Origin of the sequence: Rhodococcoides fascians A25f, assembly GCF_000760935.2 — a bacterium.
In the GTDB taxonomy this organism is placed as follows: Bacteria; Actinomycetota; Actinomycetes; order Mycobacteriales; family Mycobacteriaceae; genus Rhodococcoides.
Window position 1 is genome coordinate 158,152 of the sequence record NZ_CP049745.1, and the last position, 17,507, is coordinate 175,658.

At 64.9% G+C, this 17,507-nt stretch carries 27 protein-coding genes; 9 read left to right on the forward strand and 18 right to left on the reverse strand.

Going from position 1 to position 17,507, the window contains the following annotated elements; all coding sequences use genetic code 11:
• Window positions 1-68: 68 nt before the first annotated feature.
• The 4 genes from BH93_RS27580 to BH93_RS27595 form a co-directional block, all read right to left on the reverse strand.
• Window positions 69-923 carry a hypothetical protein gene (locus BH93_RS27580; RefSeq protein ID WP_037174600.1) on the reverse strand — a complete coding sequence of 285 codons (855 nt, stop codon included), beginning with the start codon at window positions 921-923 and terminating at the stop codon, window positions 69-71.
• Between the two features lie 86 nt (window positions 924-1,009).
• On the reverse strand, window positions 1,010-1,606 hold the full coding sequence (locus BH93_RS27585; RefSeq protein WP_052065208.1) for a DnaB-like helicase N-terminal domain-containing protein: 597 nt from the start codon (window positions 1,604-1,606) through the stop codon (window positions 1,010-1,012).
• A 77-nt stretch (window positions 1,607-1,683) separates the two neighbouring features.
• A complete protein-coding gene (locus BH93_RS27590) occupies window positions 1,684-1,827 on the reverse strand; it encodes a hypothetical protein (RefSeq protein ID WP_155290994.1) in 144 nt (47 codons plus the stop codon).
• Window positions 1,828-1,870: 43 nt separating this feature from the next.
• Window positions 1,871-2,104: a glutaredoxin domain-containing protein gene (locus tag BH93_RS27595; RefSeq protein ID WP_037174601.1), complete on the reverse strand. Its 234-nt coding sequence runs from the start codon at window positions 2,102-2,104 to the stop codon at window positions 1,871-1,873.
• Between the two features lie 496 nt (window positions 2,105-2,600).
• Between BH93_RS27595 and BH93_RS27600 the strand changes: the two genes are divergently transcribed.
• Window positions 2,601-2,771: a hypothetical protein gene (locus BH93_RS27600; protein WP_155290995.1), complete on the forward strand. Its 171-nt coding sequence runs from the start codon at window positions 2,601-2,603 to the stop codon at window positions 2,769-2,771.
• Between the two features lie 178 nt (window positions 2,772-2,949).
• On the opposite strand, the gene BH93_RS27605 is transcribed toward BH93_RS27600, so the two are convergent.
• From BH93_RS27605 to BH93_RS27635, 7 genes are all read right to left on the reverse strand, one after another.
• Window positions 2,950-3,969, reverse strand: coding sequence for a DUF4192 family protein (locus tag BH93_RS27605; protein WP_080739096.1), 1,020 nt, complete (start codon window positions 3,967-3,969; stop codon window positions 2,950-2,952).
• Window positions 3,970-4,018: 49 nt separating this feature from the next.
• A complete protein-coding gene (locus BH93_RS27610) occupies window positions 4,019-4,159 on the reverse strand; it encodes a hypothetical protein (RefSeq protein ID WP_155290996.1) in 141 nt (46 codons plus the stop codon).
• A gap of 35 nt (window positions 4,160-4,194) precedes the next feature.
• Window positions 4,195-4,476 (reverse strand): hypothetical protein, encoded by a 282-nt coding sequence (locus BH93_RS27615; protein WP_037174602.1) that lies wholly within the window; start codon window positions 4,474-4,476, stop codon window positions 4,195-4,197.
• Window positions 4,477-4,990: 514 nt separating this feature from the next.
• Window positions 4,991-5,512: a hypothetical protein gene (locus tag BH93_RS27620; protein WP_155290997.1), complete on the reverse strand. Its 522-nt coding sequence runs from the start codon at window positions 5,510-5,512 to the stop codon at window positions 4,991-4,993.
• Window positions 5,513-5,876: 364 nt separating this feature from the next.
• A complete protein-coding gene (locus tag BH93_RS27625; protein ID WP_052065210.1) occupies window positions 5,877-6,221 on the reverse strand; it encodes a hypothetical protein in 345 nt (114 codons plus the stop codon).
• 37 nt (window positions 6,222-6,258) lie between these two features.
• Entirely contained in the window at window positions 6,259-6,657 is a 399-nt protein-coding gene (locus BH93_RS27630) for a hypothetical protein (RefSeq protein WP_037174607.1), read from the reverse strand.
• On the reverse strand, window positions 6,654-6,956 hold the full coding sequence (locus tag BH93_RS27635; RefSeq protein WP_037174609.1) for a hypothetical protein: 303 nt from the start codon (window positions 6,954-6,956) through the stop codon (window positions 6,654-6,656). Before BH93_RS27635 ends, BH93_RS27630 begins: the two co-directional genes overlap by 4 nt.
• A gap of 164 nt (window positions 6,957-7,120) precedes the next feature.
• Between BH93_RS27635 and BH93_RS28350 the strand changes: the two genes are divergently transcribed.
• Window positions 7,121-7,321, forward strand: coding sequence for a plasmid mobilization protein (locus BH93_RS28350; protein ID WP_371832111.1), 201 nt, complete (start codon window positions 7,121-7,123; stop codon window positions 7,319-7,321).
• A gap of 34 nt (window positions 7,322-7,355) precedes the next feature.
• On the opposite strand, the gene BH93_RS27645 is transcribed toward BH93_RS28350, so the two are convergent.
• The 4 genes from BH93_RS27645 to BH93_RS27660 form a co-directional block, all read right to left on the reverse strand.
• Window positions 7,356-7,700, reverse strand: coding sequence for a hypothetical protein (locus tag BH93_RS27645; protein WP_052065211.1), 345 nt, complete (start codon window positions 7,698-7,700; stop codon window positions 7,356-7,358).
• Window positions 7,697-8,551 (reverse strand): hypothetical protein, encoded by an 855-nt coding sequence (locus BH93_RS27650; RefSeq protein ID WP_037174611.1) that lies wholly within the window; start codon window positions 8,549-8,551, stop codon window positions 7,697-7,699. Before BH93_RS27650 ends, BH93_RS27645 begins: the two co-directional genes overlap by 4 nt.
• A 78-nt stretch (window positions 8,552-8,629) precedes the next feature.
• Window positions 8,630-8,803: a hypothetical protein gene (locus BH93_RS27655; protein ID WP_155290999.1), complete on the reverse strand. Its 174-nt coding sequence runs from the start codon at window positions 8,801-8,803 to the stop codon at window positions 8,630-8,632.
• 356 nt (window positions 8,804-9,159) lie between these two features.
• Window positions 9,160-9,417, reverse strand: a complete 258-nt coding sequence (locus BH93_RS27660) for a hypothetical protein (RefSeq protein ID WP_080739097.1) — start codon at window positions 9,415-9,417, stop codon at window positions 9,160-9,162.
• Window positions 9,418-9,591: 174 nt separating this feature from the next.
• Between BH93_RS27660 and def the strand changes: the two genes are divergently transcribed.
• Window positions 9,592-10,158: a peptide deformylase gene (gene def / locus BH93_RS27665; RefSeq protein ID WP_037174613.1), complete on the forward strand. Its 567-nt coding sequence runs from the start codon at window positions 9,592-9,594 to the stop codon at window positions 10,156-10,158.
• A gap of 57 nt (window positions 10,159-10,215) precedes the next feature.
• Here def and BH93_RS27670 read toward each other — a convergent pair whose 3' ends face one another.
• Window positions 10,216-11,523: an IS110 family transposase gene (locus tag BH93_RS27670; RefSeq protein ID WP_371832112.1), complete on the reverse strand. Its 1,308-nt coding sequence runs from the start codon at window positions 11,521-11,523 to the stop codon at window positions 10,216-10,218.
• A 264-nt stretch (window positions 11,524-11,787) separates the two neighbouring features.
• Here BH93_RS27670 and BH93_RS28195 point away from each other — a divergent pair, with 264 nt between their 5' ends.
• From BH93_RS28195 to BH93_RS28205, 5 genes are all read left to right on the forward strand, one after another.
• Window positions 11,788-12,186 (forward strand): ATP-dependent DNA ligase, encoded by a 399-nt coding sequence (locus BH93_RS28195; protein ID WP_277950852.1) that lies wholly within the window; start codon window positions 11,788-11,790, stop codon window positions 12,184-12,186.
• Complete coding sequence (locus BH93_RS28200; protein WP_277950853.1) at window positions 12,183-12,431, forward strand: ATP-dependent DNA ligase; 249 nt, start codon at window positions 12,183-12,185, stop codon at window positions 12,429-12,431. Before BH93_RS28195 ends, BH93_RS28200 begins: the two co-directional genes overlap by 4 nt.
• A 33-nt stretch (window positions 12,432-12,464) precedes the next feature.
• Complete coding sequence (locus BH93_RS28100) at window positions 12,465-12,812, forward strand: ATP dependent DNA ligase (RefSeq protein WP_242459273.1); 348 nt, start codon at window positions 12,465-12,467, stop codon at window positions 12,810-12,812.
• Between the two features lie 88 nt (window positions 12,813-12,900).
• Window positions 12,901-13,269, forward strand: a complete 369-nt coding sequence (locus tag BH93_RS27680) for a histone-like nucleoid-structuring protein Lsr2 (RefSeq protein ID WP_037174614.1) — start codon at window positions 12,901-12,903, stop codon at window positions 13,267-13,269.
• A gap of 114 nt (window positions 13,270-13,383) precedes the next feature.
• Window positions 13,384-13,509 carry a hypothetical protein gene (locus tag BH93_RS28205; RefSeq protein WP_277950854.1) on the forward strand — a complete coding sequence of 42 codons (126 nt, stop codon included), beginning with the start codon at window positions 13,384-13,386 and terminating at the stop codon, window positions 13,507-13,509.
• 37 nt (window positions 13,510-13,546) lie between these two features.
• Here the strand turns inward: BH93_RS28205 and BH93_RS27685 are convergent, their stop codons facing one another.
• Together BH93_RS27685 and BH93_RS27690 are read right to left on the reverse strand one after the other, a co-directional pair.
• A complete protein-coding gene (locus BH93_RS27685; RefSeq protein WP_052065212.1) occupies window positions 13,547-15,271 on the reverse strand; it encodes a ParB/RepB/Spo0J family partition protein in 1,725 nt (574 codons plus the stop codon).
• Window positions 15,272-15,370: 99 nt separating this feature from the next.
• Window positions 15,371-15,658, reverse strand: a complete 288-nt coding sequence (locus tag BH93_RS27690) for a hypothetical protein (protein ID WP_037174615.1) — start codon at window positions 15,656-15,658, stop codon at window positions 15,371-15,373.
• A 531-nt stretch (window positions 15,659-16,189) separates the two neighbouring features.
• Between BH93_RS27690 and BH93_RS27695 the strand changes: the two genes are divergently transcribed.
• Complete coding sequence (locus BH93_RS27695) at window positions 16,190-16,969, forward strand: hypothetical protein (protein ID WP_037174616.1); 780 nt, start codon at window positions 16,190-16,192, stop codon at window positions 16,967-16,969.
• The last annotated feature ends 538 nt before the right edge of the window (window positions 16,970-17,507 follow it).

Below are 17,507 nucleotides of genomic sequence, written 5' to 3' on the forward strand. Positions count from 1 at the left end.
GGTCCGCGAAACATCAGAAAGCCCCGACCACGCATGATGGTCGGGGCTTTCTGCTGTTCGGCGGGAAACTAGTGCTGGGGCCAGCCGCGGACGAGCTTGTCGGTGCTCGCGTGTACGGCGTTGAAGGCGTCGACGAGGTACGTCAGCCACGAGGTGGCGGTCTCCGGGTTCGGGACCAGCGTGGAGGGGACGGCGTTCTGTTCCTCGTCGGAGAGCTCGTTGAAGTCGGCGGGGTAGTCGGTGGTGTCGCCGTCGACGATGTTCGGTGCGCCGTCGATTTCGTAGGTGATCACGAATTGGAGCTCGTGCCGGTCCGGGGCGGTGAACTCGGCCGACAGTGCGAGCTCGCCCCACAGTCGCCGGTCGTAGGTGACGGCCCCGGAGTTGATCGCGGCCTGCAGCAGCCAGTGCGGTGTCCACAGTGCTTGCGGGGTACCGGGTTCGGGCCACTCGAAGTCGTCGTCGAGCACGTCGGCTTTCGCGAGGTCGAGGGTGAGTAGCGGGGCGGCCGGCGCGCGGGTTCCGTCGGCGGTGGGTGCGGTCATGGCCGGTGCCTCCAGGGTGTCGGTATGGGTGTGGGTGACGATGAGGACACCGAGGTCGGTGCCGATGTTCGCACTGTCCCCGAGAGCGTCGAGCAGTCGCTCGGCCAGGGTTGCGGCGTCAGCGGCGCGGTAGGTGCCCAGGGTGCTCCACGTTGCGGCGTCGTACGAGGTTTCCGATGCCGAGCACACCTGCACAGTCAGTGCGCCGCTACCGGTCGGGACGCGCTCGAGGTCGCCGGACGCGTCGACGACAGCAGCGATCTGCTCGCGGACGTGGACGGGCAGACCCGCATCGACAGCGGCACCGGTCGTCGGTGCGTTCGTGCGGTCCGGCGCGTCGTGTGGCGGCCGTTCGGCGTGCTCACCTGTCTCTGTCACTGTCCTCGTCTTTCGATTGTGGCCCGCAGTGCACCGTAGTGCCCTCGGCGTCGTCGACGCGCTCACCGGTGTCCCTGTGGGTTTGTTCAGGAGGTCGGTGGTTGCCGAAAGCTGTTGAGCCGGTTGAATGCTGCCCGTTGCCGGGTGCCGAGTTCGACCATGTAGTCGAACAGGTCGGCTTCGGGTGCTTCTTCAGCGGCCTGGGTCAGTCGCTGGCCGGCGACATGGAAGCTGCGGCGGTAGGACTGGGACAAGACGTTGTCGGCGTAGTGCACGGCGGCGACGGAGTGCGCGCCGGCGGTGACGATGCCCATGAGGCGTTTGCGTAGCGGGGCGTCTTTGGCTCCGTCGGCTCCGGATCGGATGAGTGCGCCGGTGATGGAGGCGAAGTCGTGGGGTTGGCCGGCGGCGATGAGGTCGACGATGTGGCCGTACATGCGCGCGTGCGCGGGATCCTCGAAGTCCGCCGCAGTGAGCGTGCTGATGATCCGCTCGACGTCCCCACCGTCCATGCTCTGGTTACGCACGTCCATCAGGGCGCACAGGAGCATCGCTTCGGGGTCGGTGGCCGGGTCGTAGCCGGGTTCGACCGACGTATCGAGGTCTTGGACGGGTGCGAGGTCCGCGCGTGCCTGCGCTGCCGGGTCGTCGCCGGGTGTGGGGACTGCGCGTAGTGCGTTCATCGTGGGCCTCGTGTTTGTCGGTGTCGGACGTCGTACCGGCGGGAGGTGCTACCGGCTGTGGTGCATCGCGTTGATGCTCAGGATGCGGCTTTGTCGATGTCGTGGTGCTCGCTGTCGGCCCGGTCGGCGTGGCGTGTTGTGGGGTGTTCTGCGGTGAGTTCGGCGTCGATCTGGCGGTCGATGTAGTCGGGGTCGGGGGTGTAGGCGGGTACTAGTCGCATGGTGAGCCTCTTCTGTGCTTGTGAGTTTGTGGGTTTGTGGGTTTCAGGCGGCGGCGAGCTCGTCGAGGGCGTCGATCCGGAATCCGCTCCAGTGGGTGTCCTCGTCGACGTACACGACGGGGGCCTGAAGGTAGCCGAGTTCGCAACTCACGAAGTGGCGAGCGGTGTCGTCTTGCGTGATATCGACGGTCCGGTAATCGAGACCGTGTTTGTCGAGTCGTCGTTTCGTTGCGTCGCATTGCCCGCAATTGGGTTTCGTGTACACAGTGATCGACATAGCTTTTCTCCTGATCGGAATTGCTGGCGTTGACTTCTATTCTACGTCAATAGCGGCGCATACACCAGGGTTAATAGTCTTCGATATCATCCATTCATGTTGCTGCACTTGACGTTTCATTTCTAAATCTGACAGTGCTGCATACTCGTCAGGGGAATTGAAATACAGTTATAGGACACCTTCCCGCCTCTTCTGTTACTGCGTTCTTTTCGCTTCCGGCTGGCGCGAAAAAGAGACGGCGGCGCACGGCGTCGACGGTCAATGCCTGACCGGTGCGAGTGTTCGCCGGGGAGCGCAGCGACTACGGGTCGGGCGAACAGTCGTGCTGGGCCCTGTGGGCTGGAGCGGGAGCGGAGTCAGGGGTTGATCCGGGAGACGACGGGTGATGCATTCTCGTTGCGCAGCCAGACGGACCGAAAAGAACCCTCCCTTGTCGTCGTCAGCGCCGAGCTCGCGGCCGCAGTTGTGCTCGTGCTGGTCGGTAGGGTGCTGGGGTATGGAGCGCTCGCGAATCGAACATGCATTGTCCAAAGCAGTGGTGAACGTGTCCCCGCCGCCGTCGGATCTGGCGCTCGATGCGATCGTGGCCGGTGTGCCGGTCGAGGACACCAGACCCACCGCCGCCGACGTCGACATGGTGTGGCCGGCCGATCCGACGTCCCTCTGAGCGCAGTTCCGCTCTCGGCCTCCCCCTTACCCGACGGCCGCCCGCTCCGCGCAGCCAGGACGCTGCTGGGCGCGTCTGTCGGTGTGAGGGCTCGATGCCCGACACACCGGCCCCGCGCCCGCGACCTGAATTGCTGAGCGTGGCCACCTCGAACCGGCGGCCACGCTCAGCCGCGGCGTCAGGTGTAGCTCTGCACTCTGCCGATGTGGGCCGCGACGTAGTCGGGGGTGATGACTTCGCCGAGCCCTCGGACCTCGGTCGGCTCCATTCCGGCAGCGAGAGCTGCCGAGAGCAGGACCGCCAGTTTCGGCAGGGTGAGGTCGGCGCGGTGGGCGGTGCGTTCGGCGGCCTCGAGGGCTGCGTGCGCTGCTGCGCCGTCGCCGGTGCAGTACAGGAAGTAGGCGGCGATGGTGAGGGCGTTCGCGCGGGCGGTGCCGCGTAGCGGGGCGGCGATGCGGGTGAACGCGTCGGCTGCGTCGTGGTCACCGTGGACGTGTAGAGCCATGAAGGCGTCTCGGACTTCGGTGTGCCCGGTGGCCAGTGCGAGGCCGACGCGGGCGGTGAGGTCGACGCTGGGGATTTCGCGGGCATGGATGACGGCTGCGAGCTCGTCGAACGTGACGGGCAGAAAATCGGCACCCATCGTCGCGGCGGCGGCGAGTGCGAGGGATTCGGGAATCTCGGCGGTGGGGGCGTATCGGGCCTCGAGGTCGGCGCGTGATGCGGCGATGACCGCTCCGCGTGCGGTGAGAGCTGCCGCGAGCGCCGTGGTGGCGGGGTCGGGAATGACGCCGTCGGTGAAGCGGTCGAGGTCGGTGAACGTCGTTCCTGCGGTGAGACTGTAGGTGTGCAGGGCGCGGATCGTGCTGATTCCGCGTGCAGTGAACGCGTCGCGAATCGCGTCGAGCCCGATCAGGGCAGCGCCTGCATGGGCGGTGTCTGCGATCGCGGCGAGGATCACGGCGGTGACCGGTCGTCCGTGGACGGTGTGCCGGGACAGTGGGGTCGCGACGTTGTCGGCTCCGGCCTCGGCCTGGACGGCGGCGATACGGGCGGCGGTGACGACCTCGTGCGAGCCGTTGCCGTTGTCGGCCAGGGTGATGGCGACGACGGAGTTGTCGGGGGTGAAGCCGAGCAGGGCGGGGATGGCGGCGAGGGTATCGGCGGCGGTGGCGAGGGACATACGACGTTGAGTCATGGTGATGCCTTTCAGTGTGTGTGCGGGTTGAGTTGGGGTGCTGCGGTTTTCAGTGGCGCAGTTCGCGGCGTGCGGTACGGCGGTCGCGGCGCGCGCTGGCGCGTTTGACGGTGCGGCGAACTTTCCGGCTGCCGTGGCGGTGGACGATGATGTCGATTTCATCGGCGATGGTGGGGTGTTGTGCTCGCATGACGGTCCTTCCCTGTGGTTAGTTGCTGCGGGGTCTCACCGTGTTCGGGTGAGGTTGCGCAGGAAGCGGCGGATTCTTTCGGTGACGGACGGCGGGCAGGGAACGGTTACGTCGAACCAGTCGATGGTGTGCTCGTAGCAGGTGGGGCAGTCCTCGTCTTCGCATGGCGAGCTGTCGGGAGCGCCGCGTGTGTCTTCGTTGATGCACGGGAGGTCGGGAATGGCACCTGCGGGGCAGTCGTAGTCGCGGCAGTCGCAGAGCGCGCCTGCGTAGAGCCGGGTGTTGTTGTCGCCTAGTACGTCGTGGTCTTCGTGCATGACGGGTCTCTTCCCTCTCGACTGGTGGCCGGACCTGCTGCCCTGCCAATTTCTTTGTGCCGTGGTGGCTGGGGAGAGAAGTCAGCGCACGGGGCCGGAGTGTCAAGGGTCGGGACGAAAAGTTTTCAGCCGGAGGCGTTTTGAAAAGTTTTCGGAGCCCTTGGGCCGGGAGCGCAGCGGACGCCGGCGGTTGATGCGGAGGTCACGGGTGATGAATGCTCGGAGAAGCCACCTACGTCACAAAGAAATTGATTCTTTTCGCTCTTTTGAGTGCGGAGCGCAGCGGAGTTCGTTTCGGTGCAGCCCGTAGGGGTGCGTGTGGCCCGCCAAGGGCCTGCTTGTGAACGTGGCCGGCCCCGGGTGGTGGGACGCAAAGCGCCGCCGGAGCTGGTGCTCTACGGCGGCGCGATAGTGGGGTACGGCTGCGAGGTGATTGTGCGGGAGCGACGGAGGGTGACGACGCTCGGTGTCGCGGTAGCTCGTCGGTGTTGTCTGGGTGGGTTGTCGGTGGGTGTCAGTGTCGGTATGGGTGGTTTTTGTCGGTGTCGTGTTGGATTTGTTGCAGTACTTGGCCGTTGGGTTGGTAGGCGGTGCTGGTGCCGGTGTGGGGGTCGTATTCGATGGGGGTGTCGTTGCCGTGTTTGGTGCGGAGTGTTTCGACTCCGAGGGGTGGGACGTCGTAGGGCCAGCGCCCGGTTGCTTTGGCGAATCGGTCGTATGCGTATATGGCGAGTGCTGCCGCGAGGGCGGGCGTGATGATGAAGATGGTTGCGAGTCGCGCGAGGAGTAGGGCGACGGTGAAGAGGAAGCTGAGGATGCCGAGGGCAAATGTCAGGACTGCGGCGACTGGGTTGGCGGGGTCGGCGTGTTCGAAGGTTCGCAGGAGCCAGTGGCCGATGGTTGGGCCGAGGGGTCCGATTCCGAGGGCGAGGACGACAGTCAGTGCGGCGGCGGTCTTGATGTTGTAGTGGCGGGCGGCTTTTCGTGCGACGGCGTCTTTGCTTTTGATGACGGTGTAGCGCATTGCTGGCGGCATGTCGGCCCCTAGCTGGGTGTCGGTTGTCAGTGGTCGAGTTCGTAGTGTCGGGTGCGGTGTGGGACCAGCGAAAAGCGGATGCCGAAGGGACCTTTCATGACCATCTGCTGTCGCAATTGCACCCATTCTTGGACGAGCTCGGGTGTGGTGTTTCGCGCTGCGTCGTTGCGTAGGTGTTGTAGAGCGGCCAGCCATTTCTGAATTTGCATTTTGCCTGTGGCTACGCGGTGTTGTGCATCAGGTGAGATGGGGAATCTGCTGTCCAGACCCCGTTCGAAGTGGTTTTCGAGTTTGCGGAGGTCTCCGCTGATGAGGCAGTCCAGTTTGTACCAGTCGATCGTGGTCGTCTTCGTCGCTGTGTGGTTCATGCTCGATCACCGCTCGGAGCCTGGGACGTGTTGTTGATGCTGTCGACGATGTCTGTATCTGCCTCATCGTCATTGTCCGATCGGACAATGAGGGAGACCAGTTCTCCACAGCCCGCGGCGAGTGGGAGTACGGATCCGGTGATGAGGAGCGTCCAGGTCATGACGGAGGTGTTGCTCGGGTTGTGCCGTTGGGTCCAGAACGCGGTGGCGGTGAGGGTGATCCCGGCGAGCAGGAGCAGTAGGGACCATCGGGTTGGTGTGGTTAGTCGTTCGGTGTGGAAGGCGTACAGGGCGATTGCTGCGATGACGGCGACGATCAGTCCGGTTGCAAACAGGATCATGTGGTGTTGTCCCCCGGTGGTGGTTGACGTGGGTGGGTCAAGTGTTGCGTGTGCGGTGGTGGTGGAGCTGCGCGGCGTCGGCGATGGTTTCTCGTACGGCGATGGCGTCTGTGCTGGTGGTGGTGCTGTGTGTCCAGAGGGTGTAGCCGCCGACGAGGAGTCCTGCGACGCTGACGCAGGCGGCTGCCCAGAGCAGTGCCGGTGGTTGGTGATCGGTGAGGACGTAGACGGTGTTGATGGCGCTGATTGCTCCCACCAGGAAAATGCTGAAGAGGAGGTTTCGTAGCAGCCGTGCGGCGCGTTGGGCACGGTATCGCGTTGCTGCGTCCAGGTATTCGTCCGCGTGTTCCCGGGTGTAGTTGGTGATCAGGACGTGGTGGAGTCGGTCCATTTCGGCTTTGTCGACCTTCGCGTTCGGGGTGTTGCGGGGGTTCATCGGTCGTTGCTGTCGTCGTGGATGGCGGCTGGGTCGATGCGGGGGTTGTTGCGGTGCGCGCGTTCTACTCGTCTGGGGTTGATGATTTCTATCCAGATCACGGCGGCTGCGAATGCGATGATGACCAGTCCTACGAGGCTGATCAGGAGTGTGCCGAGGCCGATGGGCATGGTCGGTTGGATTCCGCTGCTGTTGGGGTCGTCGTTGCCTGAGTAGGCGAGCCAGAGGACGACGGCCATGACGCCGAGGCCGATGATTCCGGTGACTGCGACGGTTGCGTATTGCTTGCGTGTGTTCATGGTGCTCTCTTCCCCGATCGCTGGTGTGTGGTGGCCCGATGTTGTCAGATGGTTCCGACATTTTCAGTGGCTTCCGCCGGCGTCGTTGGCCGGTACACCCATTTAACGTAGTCGGTTAATGATTGCTCCGCAACCGTTTTGTGTAGTCGGTTAATATGTGTTTCATGGGTCAGCGTGGTAGGCCGAAGTCTGTGGAGCCGATTCGGGATCGGGTTGTGCCGGTTCGGTTTACGGAGGCCGAGCATGGCGAGGTGTCGGCTGCGGCTGCGGCGGAGGGTGTGACGTTGAGTGCGTTTCTGCGGGCGCGTGGTGTGGCGTCCGCGAAGCGGGCCCCCAGGCGTGAGGCCGGTTCGGCGGACGGATAGCGCTCCCGGATGGCTACTGCGGTGGTGGTGTCGGTCATGTGATGGGTGTGATGGCGGCGGCGGGGCACCATTGCCGGTCGAGGTCGAGTCGGCCTTTCTTGTTGCCGGTGGGGATCGAAAACGACACTTGCGCAAGCCAATCGCCGGTACCGGTCCGTGCCCAGGCGTACAAGGTTCCTTCGACGATGCTGTCCATGGCCAAGCCCTCGGCGCGGACTTTCAAAGGTGTGGTGTCGCGGAATCCTCCGCTTCCGGATCGTCCGATGGCGAGCGCGATGTTGACGTTCACCGATTTGGGTGGGTCGACGATGCGGCGGGTGGGTGGTTCGAAGGTGGTGGGCCAGGCATCGAAGATGCCGGCCTCGTTGTCGGTGGTCATTGCGCGACGGCGACGGGCCGGTGGACGGTGAGGTCGTCGGCAGGTGCGGGTGTCCAGCGCAGGCCTGTTTCGCCGAAGGTGGGGGCGGTGAGGGTGTAGCGGCCGGTGCGGTGTGGTGTTCCGCGGCCGTGGACGGTGGTTTCGAGGGTGATGGATTTGATGCGCCCTCGGCCCTGTTCGATTCCGCCGTAACCGGCGACGGTGGAGGCGATCGTGAGATCGGTACCGGGCATGTGTCCATCCGTCAGGACCAGGATGCTGGCATGTCGACGATTCCTGGCGAGCAAAGCCCTTGCGCGCGTTGGGGGTACGTCTCGGCCGTGCACGGTGGTGACGACCAAATCCAGCCCGTCGAGACAGATCGAGGCGGCGTCGAGCGGGTCACCTGCCCCGGGATCGACGAGGTGGACTTTCGCGAGGTCGCCGCCGTGTTCGTGGACGGCGAGCAGGCTCAGTCGGGGTTGGCCGATGAGGGCGACGTGGTGGCCGGCGGCGGAGGCTTCGGCGACGAGGGCGATGAGCATGGACCCGGCGCCGGTGACGGTGACGGCGGTTCCGCGGGCCAGGGCTCGGCGCGGGAGCAGCGCGGCGAGCGGTGGGGGTACGGGCATGGTGCGGAGGGTTTTGCCGCGTACAGCGCCGCTGAGCGGCTCCGGGTCGTCGGCCTCGCCCGCGAGGTCCGTACCACCCGTGGTGGGTGCCGCTGGTTCGGGTGCGGTGATGGTGGGGAGGTCGGTGGGTGCGTGGTCGCGGCGGCCGCCGGGGACGGTGGCCATGCGGCGGCGTAGGACGTCGAGTTGGGTGGCTTTGTCGAGGCCGGTGAGGTCGGGGATGGCGTCGGCGGTGGCCATGGGGATCGACCTTTCGCCGTGCCGGTAGGAACTACCGCCAGAATAGTCGAACGAATGTTCGACTGTCGAACGTGCTGGTCAGCTTGTTCGGCGGGGAACGGAGACGCCGTCGAGGTCGTCCTTGGTGAAGGTCCAGGCGAGGTGCCGGTACCGGCGTAGAGCGTGTTTGACCTGGTCGAGGGCGTGAGAGACGGCCGGGTGGTCGGGGTCGTGGCCTTCCGATCGGATTGCTGCGCGCTCGTCGTCGTCCATGTTTCATTGGACGCACGGGGTGGTGCGGCGGTTCCGGCAACAGTCATTTACTCGAATGACTGGACGAGAAGGTTCGGAGGCGCGGCGGTGGCCGCGTCGACGGGCCGCTTCGAACGAAACAGGGCCGCGCATCTGTGATGCGCAGCCCTGTTCGATGTTGGGTGACGGTGTTCGCCAGTGCGCCTCTCGGCAGATGGCCGCTCGTAGCGGCTGATGGTTGGTACCCGGGGCATTGGGATCGAACGCCGTCAAGTCTTACAACGACAGTGCCGTCGGTGGTATTCCATCCCGTGCGGGAGACAAAAAAAGGGGGGTCCCGGCCCCGTGGTGGGACCGGGACCCCGGAGGGCCTGGCTTTAGTGGGTGCACCAGAAGGACCCGACCGGGATGGCTGCTCCCGGCTGCCCGGCGCACCACCGGCAGGTGGTGTCGTGCTCGATCCGGCCGAGCACTCCCTCGGCCTCCTCGATGAGGAGGGGCAGCTCTGCTGCGCTGGCGAGCGCGAGCGCTTCGGTGGCCCACCGGGCCGCGCGCGGATCTTCGGTGGGGAGCTGAGCGGCATTGCCGATGAGCTCGGTGATGATCTGGTGATCGTTGAGCAGGTTGTTGTTCATGGCAGGGACACCTTCCAAAGGTTCGGATGAGACGTCCCCGATCGACATGACGAGTGCTTCTATCAACTTCGCAACACGTAACAGCGAAAACGTTCGCGAGACAGGCGCGTTGGCGAGCACATACGAGGCCCCACATCGCCCTCACTCAGACGCCGACGTGGGACAATCGGTGTCATGCCTGTCTCTGAGCTAATTCGTCTCGGCACTGCACGACCAATAATCCGTTGGGGCACTTCAGTTCTTCACACCCCAGCCCGACCGGTAACCGATTTCGGTTCCGGACTTCAGGAACTACTGGCCGATATGTTCGCGACCAACACTGCCGCTGATGGAGCCGGTCTGGCTGCACAGCAGATCGGCGTCGATCTGGCGGTGTTCATCTACGACTGCAGTGACGAGGCGGGGCGACGGCAGACAGGCGTGGTCTGCAACCCGATCGTCGAGCTACCAGAACGAAATAGCAGACGGCTCATCGAATTCGGGGAAGGATGTCTGTCACTACCCGGTGCTTATAGCGATCTCGCCAGGCCCGAATTCTCCACTTGCCGCGGCCAGGACCAGTACGGTGATCCGTTCGAACTGACTGCCGGCGGCACCCTCGGACGCTGCTTTCAGCACGAGACCGACCACATCAATGGCACAGTGTTCGGCGACAGGCTTTCGACACGTAAACGCAAGCAGCTCTACCGCGACCACGAAGCGGTTTCCACTCACTATGGGGTGAACTGGCCGGCGACATAGCCTGCATCCGCCAAGCCGTACCACCTGAGCCAGGGAAGCTGGGGCACCAGCTCGAGACTAGGCAACAGCTCGATCGATGACGGTGCCGCCGTCGCTTTGCCGTGGCACCGCTCTGTAGCACTCGTTCGTCTTGAGCATGGCGTAGAGAACATTGCTTCGTCGGCGGGCGAGGCAGATGAGTGCGGCGCGGTGGTTCTTGCCTTCGGCTCGTTTGCGGTCGTAGTAGGTCCGGGAGACGGGGTCTTTCAGTGCAGCGAACGCCGAAAGATACATGGCGCGTTTGAGTCTGGAGTTACCACTGTGTTGCCGATGCTCGCCTTTGATGGACGTTCCTGAACGATGCGTCCGCGGCGCGACACCGGCGTAGACCGCGAGCGCACCTGCGTCCCGGAATCGGCCGATGTCGGTGATCTCGACAAGCATCGTCACCCCGGTCCGCACGCCCACACCGGGTAGCGAGGACAGGATCGGGCCTGCCGGATGTTCGGTCAGGGCCTGCTCGAAGTGCGCGGCCAGGTCTTGGCGCGCAACGCGGACGTCGAGAAGCTGCCCTGCGAGGTGTTTGATGACGACATCGGCTTGTGCGGCGCCGGGCACACTTACGGTCTGTTCGGCGAGTGCACCGATGATGCTGTCGACGACCTTGCTCCACAGCCGGGGCGCGAGAACTTCTGCTTGCGCTTCGATGTCGCGCCGCGATGCAGCCGAGAACCCCACCGGTCCGCCGAACTTAGCGAGCAGTCCAGGTCCGATCGGGCGATGCAGCTGCGCGCCGATAGCGCGTTCAAGAGCCGGGTGCACCGACAACAGGACCGAGCGCAGACGGTTGATCAGCCGATTCTCATCAGCGGCAAGATCTGCATCGAAGCCAGCCAACATGCGGAAACCTTCGACGAGATCGTTGTTCTCACCAATTGGCAACAGAGTGTCCGGAAGCGTGCGGGCCGCGTCAGCGATGATGAAAGCGTCTTTGGCGTCGGTCTTTCCATTGCCGGGATACAGTTCGGCAATGCGTCGCATCCGCAGTCCCGGTAGGTAGGCGACGTCGACGCCGCAGTCGCGAGCAACTGCTACGGGGAGTGCGCCGATGTTGCGTGGTTGGTCGACGATCACCAGCAGCTTCCCGTGACGGCTCAAATCGCTGAACATTCGCCGCATACTCGCTTCATCCTGGTGTATTTCGGTCCCCGCAAGTCGCTCCCCGTCTCGGTTCAGCGCGACCGCGTAGTGGCTGGTCTTACCGACGTCGATACCGCAGAACACTCGGTAGATCTTGTTGTCCAACGTCTCCCTGCCCTTCGGGTTGGTGGTGGTCGTGGCACCGTTCCCGTCACCCACGTTATGCAGACCCGTCGTTGTAGCCATGCCTCTATCAGCGGTGAATCGGTGCCTACCGATCCGGCGGCATCACTCGCCGAGACCTGAAGTCGGCCGGTGGCCTGTAAGCCATACCGGATCGGTCGACCGGCCCCACTGGTCAGGGGCTGGGAAGAAGATAACGGGTGGCCTGTCAACCCCGGAGAGGGAGCTTGCGACCGTGGGTTGACTGGTCGGGGTCCCCGGCATGTCAGACTCGGGCGACTCGTACGACCAAATTGGTGACCCATATGGGGCGGCCCCGGAGGGGACGTGCGACCGCTTGCGGTCGGCTTTCGATGGTTCGCCGATCGCCTACGCGGGCATTCGTCGTCGATGCCCCCGAATCCGTTGTCTCCGATGCTCGCCACTGCTGGGCCGCTCCCGTCCGGACCGGCCTGGGTGTGGGAATGGAAGTGGGACGGCCAACGCGGGGTCAGCGTTGTCGACGGCACATCGCAGGTGAAGCTGTTCTCGCGCAACGGAAACGACATCTCCGCCTCGTTCCCGGACGTGGCGGCGGCGTTGTCGGACACGACGGCGGGTCGATCGGTGACCCTCGACGGCGAGTTGGTGGCACTCGATTCGAGCGGTCGGCCCGATTTCGGGCTGCTGCAACGCCGAATGCATGTCGCGCGCCCGTCGGCGGCGTTGCTGCGGCGACCCCAGTGACGTATTTCGTGTTCGATGTCCTCGACGTCGACGGCGAATCGGTCCGGACGCTGCCCTACACGCAGCGGCGCGCGCTGCTCGAGGGCCTCGGCGTGGCCGACGGGCGCCGGATACAGGTGCCGCCGACCATGACGCGAATCGACGGTGAGACGTTGATGGGCATTGCCGCCGACAACGGCATCGAGGGGGTTATCGCAAAGAAAGCGGAGTCGGTGTACCGATCGGGGATCCGGTCTCCGTCATAGATCAAGGTACCGATCCGGAACACACGCGAAGGCGTGATCTGCGGATGGGTTCCCACGGGCGGCCGCGCCGGCGGGACACTGGCGGCTCTGCTCCTCGGAGCGTACGACGAGGCGAACGAGTTGGTCTACATCGGCCGTGTGGGAACGGGTTTCACCGATCGAATGCGCCGCGAACTGCGGAGCACACTCACCGAGCGCACTCGTCCGGACAGTCGATTGCACGGTCCGATTCCGCCTGCCGACGCAGTCGGAGTGTCCTGGGTGACACCGGAATTGGTGGCGACCGTGGAATACCGCGAACAATCGGCAACGGGACGTTTACGGCATCCCGCATTCAAAGGAATCCGATCCGACATCGCTCCCCGCGATGTCGTGACATGAAAGGGTGCAGCTCACCGCCACATTCTTGGTTACGCTGGCCGTTACCCGAGTTTGTGACAAATGTGTGTGATCGAAAGGTTTTCCGGCTGTGGCCAAACGAGTGACAACCCAATTGGTGGACGATATCGACGGGTCGGTCATCGACGACGAATCCGGCGAGACCATCGAATTCGCGGTCAACGGCGTCGAGTACGTGATCGATCTGAAAGCGAAGAACGCCACCGAGTTTCACAGGAAGCTCGACTACTACATCGAGCATTCCACTCGGGTCGGTGGCCGCAAGCGTAAGCCCTCCCCCGCCGGCGCGACGACGCCTGCGAAGACCGGGACACCGGCCACCCGTGACCCGGCGCAGACACGCGCGATCCGGCAGTGGGCCGCCGACGAGGGCTACGAGATCAGCGATCGCGGCCGCATCCCCGCCGCCATCGAAGAGGCGTACAACGCCGCACACTGACGGGCGGCCGCCTGCGCGTCGTGAGCAGTGCGGTGGTGGGGCGTCGAGCGGGGGAGCTCGAGGGCGGCGGCAGCCCCCTCGACCCGGGCCGGGGACACTTCCCCACCTGCGCTGTTGACCTGGGGTGAGCTCAGCGCGTCCGAACGCAGCGAGAGCGCAGTGATGCTGCTGCTCGTCGGAGCCGCAATAGCGGCGGTGCTCAGCCTCGGCAGTACCCGCACCGACCGCAGCGACGAATGAGGGGTGGCGGGCACACGATGCCCGCCACCCCTTCTCGTTACTGGTCGGCTGCGTTGTCCTCACTGGGGGCAGTGAGGGCGTCGTACGCCTGCTCGGGGGTGAGCATTCCGGCTGCGGCCTGCTCGACCACGGTCAGCACGTGGCCGTGCTGGTCGAGGAAGCCCAGGTAGTTGTCCTGGTTGCCCCAGGACGTGCGACGCCAGGAGTCGTTGCCCTTGCCGCTCACTCGTGCTTCGTAGGCGGCGAGGATCTGCGCGAGCAGGATCACCTGCGCGCGGGTCTCGCTGGGCGTCTTGTCGATCGTGGCGGCGAGCGCTCGCCGCGCGGCTTTGTCCGCGACACCGGGGTATCCGGCGCTGGGGCTCGTGTCGGCGGGCACGGTGACACCGAGCAGCTCCGTGAGGTACTGCGCCGCTTTGTTCTCGGTCAACAGTCCCGGCTCGTCGACGAGTGTTTCGGTGATCCACTTCCCTGCCCCCTTCGGCAGGGTCTTGCGGGTGAGGAACTTCGTCAGCCATTCCTTGCGGACGATCGTCGCGGCGGCGCTGGCCTTGTTCAGTGCGACGGTGCGCCGCCGGGTGGCCTTCTCGGCTTCCTTGGCCGCGAGCGCTGCCTGCGCTGCTTTCTTCTCGCGTGCCTTCCTCTCGGCTGAGGCCTTGTCGTCGGCCTCGTCTGGTTCGCTCGACGCTGCGGCCAGGATCGGCCCCAGTTTCACACCGGCCGCGTCGGGGTCGGCGGTGAAGTACTCCGGCACCCACACCTGGGCGACGGTGACGTCCTTGTGGTGGTGGTAGCCCTCTGTGGCGACGGCTTTCGGGGTTCCTTCGGTGGCCCAGTCGATCGACTCGGACTCGATCACCTCTCCGGTGTCGGTGACGGTGATCTGCTCGTTCGGGGTCAGCCACACCGCCCAGTGCTCGGCTGCGCCGTCGATGACGGCGTCGGTGACCGGGTCTCCGTCTGCGGTCACCAAGTCCTCAGCAGCGACGTAGGGGCTGTCGTAGTCGGGTTCTTCCTCGAGGACGGTCACACCTTTCTCGGCATACGGGGTACCGGCTTCGGCGCGGGCCTTGCGTTCGGCGCGGTCCGCGATCAGCTCCTGCGCGACAGAGTGGAACCACGACCCGGCGTCGAGCAGCCTCTCGACGGCCTCGGTGTCGCCGTCGGCGTCGAACACCGCGACCACTGCCGCCTGCTCGAGGTCGAGCTGTCCGGCGTCAAGCGCCTCGCGAGCTGTCTGCGACCGGCCCGCTGTCCCTGCGGCTTTGGCGGTGTCCCGGTTGTTGTACTGCATCGTCTTGGCGATCTTGGTAGCCGAGAGACCCAGCTCGAACATCGCGGTCACCGCTTTCGCGCGTTGACCGTCGGTGAGCGGTATACGGCGGTCGTTGGTGTTCACCTGCTGCGTGAGGCGTTCGATTTCGCGGTCCTTGGCCTTGCTCGCAGTCGGCCGGATCAGCACCGGCACACTGTCGACCCCGGCTTCGAGAGCGGCGAGGGTGCGGACCTGGCCGTCGATGACCACGATGCGGTCCTCGTCGCGGCGCGCAAGGATCGGCAGGAGCACACCGTGTTCGGTGATGGAGGCGACGACGGCGCGGAACTCGTCCGAGTCGGTGTCGACCTCGTCGCGGACGTTGGGGCCGACTTCGAGGGCGGTGGGGTGCAGGCGGGTGAACTCCTCGCCCGCCCCCACGACCGGCGTGGTGCCGGTCGTGGGGGCTTCGGTTGCGGCGGTGGTGGTTTCGATGCTTGCGGTCATGGTGGTGTCTCTCCCTGGTAGATTCTTCGGTTGGAGACACCGGGCAGCTAGGACCTGTCCGGTGTTTTCTTGTTTTCCGGGCCTGTATGGGCCTGTGGGTTACTGCTGAGCGGTGGCTACCTGGTGGTGGCCTGCCTGGCGTGCGGCGTGGATTTCGGCCTCACTGGCTCCGTTTTCCCGGGCGGTGCACGCCCAGAACGCGGCCCGCTCGAGGTGCGCATCGACGGTGGTCGAATTTGCATCCGCTGCAGCCCGGTTGACCTGCTCGGTGTAGGCGGTGACCTGTGCGAGTGCGTGGGTCTTGACCTGCTCCGGTACCTGACCGATCGCGGCCATGATCGCGGTGTGCAGTCCCACCGTCCTCGGTCCTGTGATGGTGTCGTGCATGTCGCTACGTCCCTTCTCAACTGGTGGCCTGGCCCTTTGCCCTGCCACGTTTTTTCGCCGTTTCTGGCGTGAGGAGAGAAACCAGCGCACGGGAACGACGGGGCAACCCCTCGGCCGGACAGTTTTCGTGGGAGCGCAGCGACTGCTCTACGAAAAGTGTTCGGAGCCTTGGCCGTAGCGCAGCGGAGCGAGGGGTTGAGTCGGCGGGCACGGGTGATGGATGCTCGCCGGTAGCCAGAACCGGAGTGAAAAAACGTCTTTGCTCTTCCACGGTGCGGAGCGCAGCGGAGCTCGATTCAGGGGACGCCCGCAGGGTGGCCGGCACCGCCGACAGGCGGAATGCACGACTACCGGTCGAGGCCGGCGGCGTGGCCACCTCCACCTGTGGAGCTCGCGGCGTGACTGTGCGGGAGCGACGGAGCTCGAACACGCTCGGTGCCGCGGCAGCATTCGGGCGAATTCTCTGGTCAGCGGCACCGAATGTTGACAGACCAACATGGGCGATGTCGGGGCAAGGCATGATGCCGAGGCATGAAGTGGGTTCGTGGTGTTGCGCTGATGTTCGTTGGCCCTGTTGTGTTGATCGTGGGAGGAATTGTGTGGGGTCCGTTGATGGAGTGGGATTTGACTCAGCCGCAGGCGACGTTGATCGCGGGGTTTGTCGCTGGGCCGTTTCTGATCACTGCGGCCTATATCGCGTTTCATGGTCAGCGGGAGAACATGAAGACCGAGCGTGAGAAGTTCAACGAGCAGATCGACGTGCAGAAGAAGCAGGCGCGGGATGAGTTGCAGCTCAAGCGTGATCAGTGGGTGGCGGAGCAGCGGCTGACGAACGCGCGGAATGTGCGTGATCGGGACAGTGCGCTGTTTGCGCGGGTGCTTGCGTTCTATGCCGAGTTTGCCCGTGCGGTAGGTCGGACCAAGCGGGCGATACCCGCGCTGCCGGTGTCCGCCGAGGACAGTAGTTGGGCCATTGTCGAAGCGCACTTGGCCGAGGTCGTCGCGGCATCGAACGACAACAACGACTTCACCTCTGAGCTCCGTCTTGCCGGCTACACGATCTCCGATGTTCCTCTGAATCCTGTCCATACCGCTATGCGAGACCTCCGCGAGTGCCTTCGGACGGCGGTTGCCGGGAGGTGGCAGGACGCGGCTCTTCGTGAGTACGTCGATCCGGTGGAGGGTGAGTTCACGGCCGCATTCGCTGCATTGTCCGCACGAGCTGTCGCGGCGATCAACGAACGCGACGACGATGTTCTTACGCTCGCGAATGCGTTGGAGTCAGTGGACCGGCCTACAGGCGGTGCTTGATCGACCCCTATCGGCTGTCTCACTGTGTGCTTGGTCGATTGTTTGCAGGGCGGTGAGGGCGAGTGCGCGGGCTGCCTGTTCGGCGATTTCGGCGGGTAGTGGTGGTCCGTCGATGGTTCGGATTCGCATGGCTTCGAGTGTGGCATCGGGTACCGACAGATTGTGTTGCGCTGCAACGGGTTGAGGTCATAGCCGCGCGTGCACGGGCTGCCTGTTTGCGCTGTGGTCGGGTTGTGGCAAGTGCGGAGCGTAGCGGAGTTCGATTCGGTGGACGACCGTAGGGTGGCCCGACCCTGTTCCCTCACGTTTTCCCGATCCCAGGCAATGGAGAAGGCCCGCACCCGGTGTGTCGGGGTGCGGGCCTTTCGGTCTACGGGCTGCGGGCCTGTGTCAGGGCTGTTCGGCTGGTGGGGTGGTCGGGCGCCCTTCGGCGGCGTCGCGGATCCACTGGGGTACCTCGAGGCCGTCGCGTTCGTACAGCGCGAGCGATGCCCGTGCTGCTGCCCGTGCGACCTGTGGTCGGGCTGCGGTGGTGCGC